This window comes from Roseicella sp. DB1501, from assembly GCF_013112485.1.
In the GTDB taxonomy this organism is placed as follows: Bacteria; Pseudomonadota; Alphaproteobacteria; order Acetobacterales; family Acetobacteraceae; genus Paracraurococcus.
On the sequence record NZ_JABFHG010000001.1, the window covers coordinates 366,968 to 378,612 of the forward strand.

Consider the following 11,645-nt stretch of genomic DNA (forward strand, 5'->3'; position numbering starts at 1 on the left):
GTCACGCCGCCGCGGCCGCGCGCAGGCGCTTCACGAAATCGCCGAAGGGCTTGGCTTCCCAGCGGTCGGCGACCGTGGCGGTTGCGGCGCGGAAGGGTCCCTGATCGACTTGGTTCACCGCCAGCGCGGCATTGGCGCGGAACTCCGCCAGCAGCTTGCGGTCGATCTCCTGCGACAGGCCGCGCTGATAGGTCGTGGCCTCCCGCGCGGTCTCCTGCAGGAGCTTGCGATCCTCCGGCTTCAGCCGGCCCCAGGCGATGCGCGAGACCAGGACCGGGTTGCACTCCCACTTGTGGCCGGTCAGGGAGATGTACTTGTTCACCTCGAACAACTTGGAGGACTGGATGTTCGCCAGCGGATTCTCCTGCCCGTCCACCACGCCCTGCTGCAGGGCGACGTAGAGCTCGCCGAAATTGATCTGCTGGGTGGCGGCGCCGAGCGACTGGAAGATGTCGATCGTCATCGGATCGGGCGGCGTCCGGATCTTCAGCCCCTTCAGGTCGGCGGGCTGGGCGATGGGGCGCTTGCTGTTGGTGGTGTGGCGGATGCCGTTGTCCCAGAAGCCGAGCGAGATCAGCCCGACGCCCTCGAAGCGCTTGGCCAGCTCCTCGCCGATCGCCCCGTCGACCACGCCATAGGCCGCCGTCGCATCGGCGAAGAGGAAGGGCAGGCCGAGCGCGGCGAGCTCCGGCAGCACCGCCGAGGCGGCGCCCTGGCTGTTCACCGACAGGTCGAGCGTGCCTGTGCGCAGCGCCGTCAGCATCGCCGCATCGTCGCCGAGCTGGGCGGAGCCGGCGACCCGCAGCTCGATCCGGCCGTTGCTGCGCTCCTTCAGCAGCGCCGCCATGCGCTCGGCCGCGAGGCTGCGCGGATTGCCCGGCGCGGCGCCATGGCCGAGGGTGAGCTTGAGCTGGCCCTGCGCCCGCAGCAGGCCGGGCATGGCGAGCAGGCCCGCGGCGCCGAGCAGCACCGCGCGGCGGGTGGTCGGGATGTTCATGGTCGTTTCCTCCATTTTTGTGGGTGCTGGAGCATTTCCCACTCACCTGCGCGTTCGCGGCAAATGCTCCAGCCTGTTGTTCTCAGAGCATCTTCACCCGTTCGGGTGTTTCCACTCGAACGGGGTCTGCCTAGCCAAGCCAGCCCTTGATGTTGGCGGACATCGCCTCGGCGGATATGCCGTAGCGGTCGTGCAGCGTCGGCAGCGCGCCGGCGTCGAGGAAGGCATCGGGCAGCGCCACCTGGCGGAAGCGCGGCGGGACTACGCCGTTCCGCAGCAGCAGCGTCGCCACGGCCTCGCCGAGACCGCCGATGACGCTGTGATTCTCGGCGACGACCACCATGCGCCCGCTGCGACCGGCTTCGGCGAGGATGGTCGCCTCGTCCAGCGGCTTGATGGTCGGGACATGCAGGACGGCAGCGCCGATCCGGTCGGCCTCGAGCCGCTTCGCCACCTCCAGCGCCCGCATGGTCATGAAGCCGGAGGAGATGATCAGCACCTCGGCGCCGTCGCGCAGGCGCTTCGCCTTGCCCAGCTCGAAGCGGTAGTCGTACTCGTCCAGCACCAGCGGCACGTTGCCGCGCAGCAGGCGCATGTAGACCGGGCCGTCATGCGCGGCGATCGCGGGCACCGCCTGCTCGATGTCGAGCGCGTCGCAGGGGTCGACGATGGTCAGGTCCGGCATGCCGCGGAAGATCGCGACATCCTCGGTCGCCTGGTGGCTGGGGCCGTAGCCGGTCGTCAGGCCCGGCAGGGCGCAGCAGATCTTCACCGGCAGGCCTTCCTCGGCGATGCCCTGGCTGATGAAGTCGAAGGTGCGGCGGGAGGCGAAGGCGGCGTAGGTCGTGACGAAGGGCACGAAGCCCTCATGCGCGAGGCCGGCCGCGGCCAGCATCAGCAGCTGCTCCGCCATGCCCATCTGGTAGAAGCGGTCCGGATGGGCCTGGGCGAAGATGTGCAGGTCGGTGTACTTCGCCAGGTCGGCGGTCAGGCCCAGCACCTCGGGGCGCGTCCTGCCGAGCTCGACCAGGGCCCGGCCGAAGGGCGCGGGGCTGGTGCGCTGATCGGCGCCCGCCAGCGAGGCGATCATCGCCGAGGTCGTCAGGCGCGGCTTCGATGGGTCCTGCGGCGTGGCCGGGAGGCCGCGCCAGGGGCGGCGCTGCGTGCGGGTCATGCTGTCCTCCCGTCGTCCAGGGCCTTGATGGCCTCTGCCCATTCATGCGCCTCGACGCGCAGGAAGTGCGATTTCTCCCGCGCCTCCAGGAAGGGCACGCCCTTCGCCATCCTGGTGTCGCAGATGATGACGCGCGGCTGCGGGGCGGCATGCCGGCGCGCGGCATCGAAGGCCGCGACCAGCGCCGCGGTGTCGTTGCCGTCCACGCGCTGCGCGAACCAGCCGAAGGCCTGCCACTTCTCGGGCAGCGGCTCGAAATTCAGCACGCCGGTCGAGACGCCGTCGGCCTGCATCCGGTTCACGTCGACGATGCAGATCAGGTTGTCGAGCCTGTGGTGGCCGGCGGACATCGCGGCCTCCCAGATCGGGCCCTCGTCCAGCTCGCCATCCGACATCAGGTTGTAGACGAAGCGGTCGGAACGCTTCCGCTTCAGGCCCAGCGCCATGCCGACGGCGATGCCGAGCCCGATGCCGAGCGAGCCGCCGCTGATCTCCATGCCCGGCGTGTAGCTCGCCATGCCCGACATCGGCAGGCGGCTGTCATCGGTGCCATAGGTCTCGAGCTCCGCCTCCGGGATCACCCCGGCCTCGATCAGCACGGCATAGAGCGCGATGGCGTAATGACCGATGGACAGCAGGAAGCGGTCGCGGCCCTCCCAATGCGGGTCCTCCGGCCGGTAGCGCAGGGCGTGGAAATAGGACACCGCCAGCACGTCGGCGATGCCGAGCGCCTGGGCGATGTAGCCCTGGCCCTGGACCTCGCCCATCCGCAGCGCGTTGCGGCGGATGCGATAGGCACGCTCCTCCAGGCTCGGTGCGTTGGCACGCACCGCCGATGGCGCTTCCATGGCGCGCTTCCTCCTGATGTTTCGTGGAAAAGGCCGCGACAGCCGCCGCGGCCCGGCATCAATGGATCAGCATGCCGCCATTGACGTCGATGACGGCGCCGGTGACATAGGCCGAGAGGTCGGAGGCGAGGAACAGATAGATCCGCGCCACGTCGATCGCGTCGCCGAGCCGGTTCAGCGGGATGCCCTTCAGGATCTCCGCCTTCATCTCGGGCGTCAGCTTGCCGCCGGTGATGTCGGTCTGGATCAGGCCGGGCGTGACCATGTTCACGCGGATGCCGTCCGGCCCGAGTTCCCGCGCCATGGCCTTGCCCAGGCCCAGCACGCCCGCCTTCGCCGCGGAGTAGTGGGGGCCGCCGAAGATGCCGCCGCCGCGCTGCGCGGAAACCGAGGACATGCAGGCGATGGCGCCCTGCTTGCGGGCCCGCATGTGCGGGATGAAGGCCTGGCTGAGATAGAGCACGCCGGTCATGTTGACGTCGACGACGCGCTGCCAGTCCTCCGGCGTGATCTCCATGGTCTTCACGGGCTGGGAGATGCCGGCGTTGTTGATGAGGACGTCGATCTTGCCGAAGGCGGCGATGGCCTGCTCCGCGGCCTGGCGGCAGCTGCCGAGATCGGCGACGTTGCAGCCGATGCCGACATGCCCCTCGCCGAGCTCGGCAGCGGCCTTGCGCGCGCCCTCGGCATCGAGGTCGAGGATGGCGACGCGCGCGCCGTGCTCGGCGAACAGCGTCGCGGTGGCGCGGCCGATCCCGCGGGCGCTGGCGGCGCCAGAAATCACGGCGGTCTTGTTGGCGAGCAGCATGGGCGACGTCCTCCTTGTTTCTTCCCGGAGGAATGCCGCAGCAGCCGGTTCACCAGCAAACGAGAAATTTGCGCCGACCGGTGACTTTGATTCATCAACCAGCAGGTTGCGCCCGGGCGGGTGTCATCCGGCAACCCCTGGTCGCCCCCCTGCCCGCTCGCGCTCGCCCGCGATCCGCTCCAGCTCGTCGAGATGGATGTCGAGGCGCAGCTCCTTCGCCAGCCAGCCGAGGAACAGCACCATGGACCGGGCATAGCGCTTGGCGCGCGGCGCCAGCAGCCAGTGTCCCGTATAGACCACATCCTCCGCGATGCTCCGCAGCGGCTGCACCAGCCGGCCGGAGTCCAGCTCCCGCTCCGCCAGCAGCGTCGATTCCAGCGCGACGCCGAGCCCGTCCGCCGCGGCGCTGAGCGAGATGAAGCTGCGATCGAAGCGCGGCCCGCGCGGCGGTGGCGCCGCCAGGCCGTTGGCGGCGAACCAGGCCGGCCAGCGCACGCGCTTGTTGTCGCTCTCGATCAGCGGCTGCCCGAAGAGGTCGCGGGGCGTGCGGATCGCCGCGGCCAGGCCGGGGGAGCAGAGCGGCGTGACGGTCTCCGTCCCCAGGGGCAGCACCAGCATGCCGGGATGGCCGGCGGCGCCGAAGAACTCGGCCGGCGGGGCGCCGTAGACGATGTCGGCGTCGAATTCGTCGGCGAGGAATTTCGTGTAGTCGGTGCCGGCGGCGATGCGCAATTCCAGCCCCGGGCAGTCCTGCAGCAGCCGCCCGAGCCGCGGCACCAGCCATTGCGCCGCGAAGCTCGGCGCGCTGTGCAGCTTCAGGAGCTGCGGCCGGCGGGAGGCGACGCTGCCGATGCCGAGCTGCAGCTCGCCGAAGCCGCGCTCCACATGGCGCATCAGGGTCTCGCCCTCCGGCGTCAGGCGGATCGAGCGTCCCTCGCGCTCGAACAGCAGCGCGCCGAGATCGCGTTCGAGGCCGCGGATGGCATGGCTGACGGCGCTCGGCGTCAGGCCGAGATCATCGGCGGCCAGCCGGAAGGAGCCGGTGCGCCCCGCGGCCTCGAAGGCGCGCAGCGCGGTCAGGGGCAGGTGCGGAGCCATGGCCAAGCATGAACCCTGCTCACCGATGCACGCAATCTTTTCGCTTGTCGGTGAAACCGATGCGGGGGCACATCCCGGCCAAAACCCGGAGGAATCCATGTCCGTCGATCCCCGCCGCCTGGCCCATGCCATCCGCTTCCTCGCCATGGATGCCTGCGAACGCGTCGGGGAGGGCCATCCGGGCACGCCGCTGGGCGCCGCGGACATCGCGACGGCGCTGTTCACCCGACACCTGAAATTCAACCCTGCCGATCCGCTCTGGTTCGATCGCGACCGCTTCGTGCTCTCCGCGGGCCATGGCTCGATGCTGCTCTACGCGCTGCTGCACCTCACCGGCTATGCCAGCATGCCGATCGAGGCGATCCGCAGCTTCCGCGAGCTCGGCTCGGCCTGCGAGGGGCATCCGGAATACTGCCCGGCGCATGGCATCGAGGCGACGACGGGGCCGCTCGGCCAGGGCGTCGCCAATGCCGCCGGCATGGCGGTCGCCGAAGCCTTCCTCGCCGCGCAGCTCGGCCCCGGGATCGTCGACCACCGCAGCTACGCCATCCTCGGGGATGGCTGCCTGCAGGAGGGCGTGGCGCAGGAGGTCACCTCCCTGGCGGGGCATCTGCGCCTCGGCAAGCTGTGCTGGCTGTGGGACGACAACCACATGACCGATGACGGCGCCATCGGCATCGCGCAGAGCGAGGACCTGCCCGCGCGCTTCCGCGCCGCCCATTGGCAGGTGCTGGAGGTGGACGGCCACGATATCGACGCGGTGGATGCCGCGCTCAGCCTGGCGCGGCGCGACCCGCGGCCGAGCCTCATCGCCTGCCGCACCGTCATCGGCCGCGGCCTGCCGGGCGTCGAGGGCACCAGGGCGGCGCATAGCGGCAAGCTCACGCGGGCGCTGACGGATGCGGCGCGCCGGGCGCTGGACTGGCCCCATCCCGCCTTCGAGATCCCCGCCGAGATCGCCGCCGCCTGGCGCGAGGCCGGACGGCGCAGCCTGCCCGACTACGACGCCTGGCGGGGCCGCGTGGCCGCGCTCCCGGTCGAGAAGCGCCGCCTGCTGGACCGGCTGCGGGAGGGCCGCCTGCCGGCGGGCTGGGCGGACGGGCTGCGCGCCTATGCCGGCCGCGCCGCGGCGGAGGGCCTGACCCAGCATGGCTGGAAGACCTGCGGCGAGCTGGTCGATCTCGCCGCCGCGGCGATCCCCGAGATGCTCGCCGGCGCGCCGGACCTGGAGGCGGCGACGCAGCACAAGCGCCGGCTCCACGCCTTCACCGCCAAGGACCGCGCGGGCCGCTACCTGCATTACGGCGTGCGCGAGCATGCGATGGGATCGATGCTGAACGGCATCGCCGCGCATGGCGGCGTGGTGCCCTCCGGCGTGACCTATCTGGTCTTCTCGGATTACGAGCGGCCGGCCTTCCGCATGGCGGCGATGATGGGCCTGCCGGTCCTGTTCGCCTTCACCCATGACAGCATCGGCATCGGCCGCAACGGGCCGACGCACCAGCCTGTCGAATACCTGGCCTCGCTGCGCGCCATCCCGAACCTGCTGGTCTTCCGCCCCGCCGATGCCGTGGAGGCGGCGGAATGCTGGGAGCTGGCGATCGGCCATCGCGGCGGCCCGTCCTGCCTGATCTTCGCCCGCCAGCCGCAGATGGCGGTGCGGCGAGAGGCCGGCGAGAACCGCAGCGCCCGCGGCGCCTATGTCATCGCCGAGGCGGAGGGTGGGCCGCGCGCCGCGACCATCCTGGCGACCGGCACGGAGGTCGCGCTGGCGCTGCAGGCGCGTGCGCTCCTGGCCGCCGAGGGGCTGTCCGTCGCCGTCGTCTCCATGCCCTGCTGGGAGCTGTTCGAGCAGCAGCCGCGGGACTACCGCGCCGCGGTGCTCGGCGAAGCGCCGCGCATCGGGGTGGAGGCGGCGGTGAGGCTCGGCTGGGACCGCTGGATCGGAGCCGAGGGGCCGTTCATCGGCATGTCCGGCTTCGGGGCCTCGGGCGCGGAGGAGGATCTCTGGCGCCATTTCGGCATCACCGCGGAGGCGGTTGCCGCGGCGGTCAGGGCGCGGGTGGCGGGGCCGGCGTGACGCCCCCCGCCGATCCCGGCGCGGCATCGGCGCTGCCGAACCGCGCATAGAGGGCCGGCAGGACCATCAGGGTCAGCAGGGTGGCGGTGACGAGGCCGCCGATCACCACGGTGGCGATCGGCTTCTGCACCTCGGCCCCTGCTCCCGTGGCGATCGCCATCGGCACGAAGCCGAGCGAGGCGACGAGGGCCGTCATCGCCACCGGCCGCAGCCGGTCCATGGCGCCCTGCCGGATCGCCTCCTCCCGGTCCAGGCCCGCGCCGCGGAGATGCTTCATGTGGTTCAGCATGACCAGGCCGTTCAGCACCGCGACGCCGGAGAGCGCGATGAAGCCGACCGCCGCCGAGACCGAGAGCGGCATGCCGCGGAGCCAGAGCAGGGCGATGCCGCCGGTGAGCGCCAGGGGCACCGCGCTGAAGACCAGCAGGGCATCGCGCGGCGAGCCGAGCGCGGTGTAGAGCAGCAGGAAGATGAGGAAGAACACGGCAGGCACCACGACCATCAGGCGCTGCTGCGCCGCCTGCAGGTTCTCGAACTGCCCGCCCCAGGTCACGGAATGGCCGGCGGGCAGCCGCGTCTCGGCCGCGACCCGCGCCTGCGCCTCCGCCACCACCGAGGCGATGTCGCGCCCCCGGATATTGGCGGTGACCACGACGCGGCGCCTGCCATTCTCGCGGCTGACCTGGTTCGGTCCCTCGGTCAGGCGGAAGGCGGCGAGGCTGCGCAGCGGCACGGTCGCCGCGCCAGTCGCCGCGCCATCCACGCGGCGCGCCCCGGGCAGGGCGACCGGCAGGTTGCGCAGCGCCTCGAGATCGGCGCGCACCGCCTCCGGCACCCGGACGAGGATGGCGAAGCGCCGGTCGCCCTCGAAGATCCAGCCGGCCTCGCGCCCGCCGATGGCGGTGCCGATCACCTCCTGCACCGCATCCAGGCTGAGGCCGCGCCGGGCGATCTCCCCCTTGTCCACGGTGATCTCGAGGAAGGGCAGGCCCGTCGCCTGCTCCACGCGGACATCCTCGGCGCCCGCGACGCCGCGCAGGATGCCCGCGACCTGGTTGGCGGCCACCAGCATCGGCGCGAATTCCTCGCCGAACACCTTGACCGCCAGATCGCTGCGGGTGCCGGCCAGCAGCTCGTTGAAGCGCATCTGGATGGGCTGGGTGAACTCGTAATTGTTGCCGGGTAGGCGCTTCACCGCCGCCTCGATGCGGGCGACGAGCTCGGTCTTGGGCAGCGCCGGGTCGGGCCACCGGTCGCGCGGCGTCAGGATGATGAAGGTGTCCGAGACGTTCACCGGCATCGGATCGGCGGCCACCTCGGCGGTGCCGGTCTTGGAGAAGACCACCGCGACCTCGGGGAAGCGCGAGACCGTTTGCTCGACCTGAAGCTGCATCGCCTGCGACTGGGTCAGCGAGGTCGAGGGAATGCGCAGCGCGTGCATGGCGATGTTGCCCTCATCCAGTTGCGGGATGAATTCCGAGCCGAGCCGCGTGCCAAGCAGCAGCGCGCCGAGGAAGAGCAGCGACGAGGCGCCAAGGACCGGGACCGGGCGCCGCAGGGCGAGGTCGAGCGCCGGGGCGTAGCCGCGCCTGAGGGCATGGACCAGCCGGTTGTCCCTCTCTTGCACCCGGCCGGTAACCGCCAACGCCACCATGGCCGGGACGAAGGTGAGCGAGAGGATGAAGGCCATGGCCAGGGCCATGATGACGGTCAGCGCCATGGGCGCGAACATCTTGCCCTCGACCCCCTGGAAGGTGAGCAGCGGCAGGTAGACCAGGATGATGATGGCCTGGCCGAAGACCGAGGGCCGGATCATCTCTCGCGCCGCGGCGGCCACGGTCTCCAGCCGCTCCTCCAGGGCGAGCACCCGCCCGAGCGCGTGCTGCCGCGCGGCCAGGTGCCGCAGGCTGTTCTCGGTGATGATGACGGCGCCATCGACGATCAGGCCGAAATCGAGCGCGCCGAGGCTCATCAGATTCGCGCTGATGCCGGCCTTCAGCATGCCGGTCGCGGTGAGCAGCATGGTCACCGGGATGACGAGCGCCGTGACCACCGCGGCGCGGAGGTTGCCCAGCAGCAGGAACAGCACCACGGCCACGAGGAGGGCGCCCTCGGCCAGGTTCCTCGCCACGGTGCGGATGGTGGCGTCCACCAGCTCGGTGCGGTTCAGCACGGTGCGGAGAGCGATGCCGGGCGGCAGCGAGCGGGCGATCTCCCCGAGCCGCGACTCCACCGCCGCCGCGACGGTGCGGCTGTTCTCGCCGATCAGCATCAGCGCGGTGCCGATGACGGCCTCCGTCCCATTGGCGCTGCCGCTGCCGGTCCGCAGCTCCCGTCCCACCTCGACCCGGGCGATGTCGCGCACCCGCACAGGCACGCCCTCGCGCGTCGCCACCACGACGTCGCGGATCTCCTCGATGGTCTCGAGCCGCCCGCCGGAGCGGACCACATAGCCCTCGCCGCCGCGCTCGATATAGCCGGCGCCGCGGCTGGCATTGTTGCGCTCCAGCGCCTCCGCCAGTTCGGCGAAGGACAGGCCAAGGCCGATGAGCTTCGCCGGGTCGGGCTCGACATGGAACTGCTTCACCGCGCCGCCGATCGAATCCACCCCGGCCACGCCCGGCACGGTGCGGAGCTGCGGCCGGATCACCCAGTCCTGCAGCGTGCGGAGATAAGCCGTCCGCTCCAGCTCGGTCCCCAGGCGCTGGCCCTCGGGGGTCAGGTAGCTCCCGTCCGGCTGCCAGCCGGGGCGGCCCTCGCGCGCCGTGTCGCCCTCGCGGCGTGGCGCCCAGTCCACCGTCCACATGGTGATCTCGCCGAGCCCGGTCGAGATCGGTCCCAGGCGCGGCTCGACGCCCTCCGGCAGCAGCGCGCGCACCTCGGTCAGCCGCTCCAGCACCTGCTGGCGGGCGTAGTAGATATCCACCTCGTCGCGGAAGATGGCGACGACCTGGCTGAAGCCGTTGCGCGAGAGCGAGCGCGTGGATTGCAGCCCCTTGATGCCCGCCAGCGCCGTCTCGACCGGGAAGGTGACCTGCTTCTCCACCTCGTAGGGCGAGAGGGCGGGCGCCAGGCTGTTGATCTGCACCTGGGTGTTCGTGATGTCGGGCACGGCGTCGATGGGCAGCGTGTGCAGCGCGCGCAGGCCGAAGCCGGCGGCGGCGGCGACCAGCAGCACCACCAGCCAGCGCTGGCGGACCGAGAGGTCGAGGATGCGTGCGATCATATGCCGTCGCCCTTTTACTGACGGACCGGTCTTCCGACCGGCCCGAGGCCCCAAACGGGGCCCGCGACTTATGTCGCGAAGCCAAGCGAACCAGAGGGTCGCGCCCGGCGTCTGAGGAGGCCCGCATGCGGCCACGCATGCGGGCCATGAGGATCAGTGCGAATGCTCGGCCTCGGCTTTCCCGAACTCGGCCTTGAGGAGGAAGGTGTTGCTGCTGGCGTAGCGCTCGCCCGGCGCGAGGCCGGAGACCACCTCGACCGCCTCCCGGTCGCCGCGGCCGAGCACCACCTCCCGCCGCCCGAACCCTTCCGGCCCGCGGAGGAAGACGACGCTCTCCGTCCCGATCCGCTGCACCGCCGCGCGGGGCACCAGCACCGGCACGCGCTGCTCCCCAGTTTCGACCTCGGCGGTGACGAAGCCGCCGGGCCGGAAGGCGCCCTCCGGGTTCGGCACCTCGACCACGGCGCGGGCCGAGCGCGTCTCCGGGTCCAGCACCGGGCTGAGGAAGACGATGCGGCCTTCGCCGCGCGCCTCGCCCTCGCCCTGGATCCGCGCCGCCATGCCCTCCGTCACGAAGCCCAGATCGGCGGGCGGCACCGCCATCTCGACCCAGACGGTGGAGAGATCGGCCAGGGTGTAGACCTCCGCCTCGGCCGAGACCGCGTCGCCGAGCATCTTGGGGCGGGCGGTGATCCGCCCGGCGATCGGCGTCCGCACCTCCTGCCGCCGCAGCGCCTCGATCGGCTGGCGCGGCAGGGCCTCGATCTCCGCCTGGCCCAGGCCGATGGCGGCCAGCTTCTGGCGGGCCAGGTCGAGGCGGATCTGCGCCTCCTGCCAGTCGGTGCGCGCCTTCAGGAAATCCTGCTCGGCGGAGACCTTGCGCTGCCACAGCCGCTGCTCGCGCTCGAAGGTGAGGCGGGCCAGCTCGGTGGTGCGCAGCGCGGCGAGATACTCGCCCTTGGCGATGGCGATCTCGGCGCTCTCGACCACTGCCAGCACCTCGCCGGCCGCCACCATCTCGCCGAGGCGCTTGTTGAGCGCCGTGACGATGCCCGCCACCCGGGCCGGGACATGCGCCAGCCGGTCGGCATTCGCGGCCACGGTCCCGGGCAGGGCGGCGCGCCGCGCCACCATGCCGGGCCCCGCCTCGGCCAGCGCGATCCCGGCCGCGGCGATCTGCGCCTCCGTCATGCGGAGGGTGCCCTCGGGGGCCTCCTCGTCATGGGGATCGTCCGGCCCATGGGCATGGGGATGGGCGTGGTCGTGGTCCTCTTGCGACCCGGTCTTGCTGGCGGGGGCCGCGATCGGGGCCAGGCCAAGGCCCGACCGCAGCGTGGCGGGAAGGCCGGGGAGCAGCGCCGAGGCGCCGAGGGCGAGGGCGGCGCCCGCGAGGAAGGAGGGAAGCGGCTTCACG

The 11,645-nt window shown here is 71.7% G+C and carries 8 protein-coding genes; 1 reads left to right on the forward strand and 7 read right to left on the reverse strand.

The genetic code is table 11. The features are described 5' to 3' along the window. Position 1 precedes the first annotated feature (1 nt). The 5 genes from HJG45_RS01795 to HJG45_RS01815 all read right to left on the reverse strand — a co-directional run bounded on the left by HJG45_RS01795 (position 2) and on the right by HJG45_RS01815 (position 4,925). The gene (locus HJG45_RS01795; protein ID WP_171610351.1) at positions 2-997 is read right to left on the reverse strand and encodes a TRAP transporter substrate-binding protein; all 996 of its coding nucleotides are present in this window, start codon (positions 995-997) and stop codon (positions 2-4) included. Between the two features lie 130 nt (positions 998-1,127). Continuing rightward, positions 1,128-2,171: a transketolase family protein gene (locus HJG45_RS01800; protein WP_171610352.1), complete on the reverse strand. Its 1,044-nt coding sequence runs from the start codon at positions 2,169-2,171 to the stop codon at positions 1,128-1,130. Beyond that, on the reverse strand, positions 2,168-3,019 hold the full coding sequence (locus HJG45_RS01805) for a transketolase (RefSeq protein ID WP_171610353.1): 852 nt from the start codon (positions 3,017-3,019) through the stop codon (positions 2,168-2,170). The genes HJG45_RS01800 and HJG45_RS01805 overlap by 4 nt, the downstream gene beginning before the upstream one ends. A gap of 58 nt (positions 3,020-3,077) precedes the next feature. Beyond that, positions 3,078-3,827, reverse strand: coding sequence for an SDR family NAD(P)-dependent oxidoreductase (locus HJG45_RS01810; protein WP_171610354.1), 750 nt, complete (start codon positions 3,825-3,827; stop codon positions 3,078-3,080). Positions 3,828-3,950: 123 nt separating this feature from the next. Next, complete coding sequence (locus HJG45_RS01815; RefSeq protein ID WP_171610663.1) at positions 3,951-4,925, reverse strand: LysR family transcriptional regulator; 975 nt, start codon at positions 4,923-4,925, stop codon at positions 3,951-3,953. Positions 4,926-5,022: 97 nt separating this feature from the next. Here HJG45_RS01815 and HJG45_RS01820 point away from each other — a divergent pair, with 97 nt between their 5' ends. Continuing rightward, positions 5,023-7,005: a transketolase gene (locus HJG45_RS01820; RefSeq protein ID WP_171610355.1), complete on the forward strand. Its 1,983-nt coding sequence runs from the start codon at positions 5,023-5,025 to the stop codon at positions 7,003-7,005. On the opposite strand, the gene HJG45_RS01825 is transcribed toward HJG45_RS01820, so the two are convergent. Beyond that, positions 6,977-10,231: an efflux RND transporter permease subunit gene (locus tag HJG45_RS01825; RefSeq protein ID WP_171610356.1), complete on the reverse strand. Its 3,255-nt coding sequence runs from the start codon at positions 10,229-10,231 to the stop codon at positions 6,977-6,979. The genes HJG45_RS01820 and HJG45_RS01825 overlap by 29 nt on opposite strands. 153 nt (positions 10,232-10,384) lie before the next feature. Then, complete coding sequence (locus HJG45_RS01830) at positions 10,385-11,644, reverse strand: efflux RND transporter periplasmic adaptor subunit (RefSeq protein WP_217362791.1); 1,260 nt, start codon at positions 11,642-11,644, stop codon at positions 10,385-10,387. Position 11,645: the final 1 nt, after the last annotated feature.

Excerpts from the sequence above, each read along its gene's own strand:
- HJG45_RS01795 (WP_171610351.1), bottom strand. The coding sequence starts at position 997 with ATGAACATCCCGACCACCCGCCGCGCGGTGCTGCTCGGCGCCGCGGGC.
- HJG45_RS01800 (WP_171610352.1), bottom strand. The coding sequence starts at position 2,171 with ATGACCCGCACGCAGCGCCGCCCCTGGCGCGGCCTCCCGGCCACGCCG.
- HJG45_RS01805 (WP_171610353.1), bottom strand. The coding sequence starts at position 3,019 with ATGGAAGCGCCATCGGCGGTGCGTGCCAACGCACCGAGCCTGGAGGAG.
- HJG45_RS01810 (WP_171610354.1), bottom strand. The coding sequence starts at position 3,827 with ATGCTGCTCGCCAACAAGACCGCCGTGATTTCTGGCGCCGCCAGCGCC.
- HJG45_RS01815 (WP_171610663.1), bottom strand. The coding sequence starts at position 4,925 with ATGGCTCCGCACCTGCCCCTGACCGCGCTGCGCGCCTTCGAGGCCGCG.
- HJG45_RS01820 (WP_171610355.1), top strand. The coding sequence starts at position 5,023 with ATGTCCGTCGATCCCCGCCGCCTGGCCCATGCCATCCGCTTCCTCGCC.
- HJG45_RS01825 (WP_171610356.1), bottom strand. The coding sequence starts at position 10,231 with ATGATCGCACGCATCCTCGACCTCTCGGTCCGCCAGCGCTGGCTGGTG.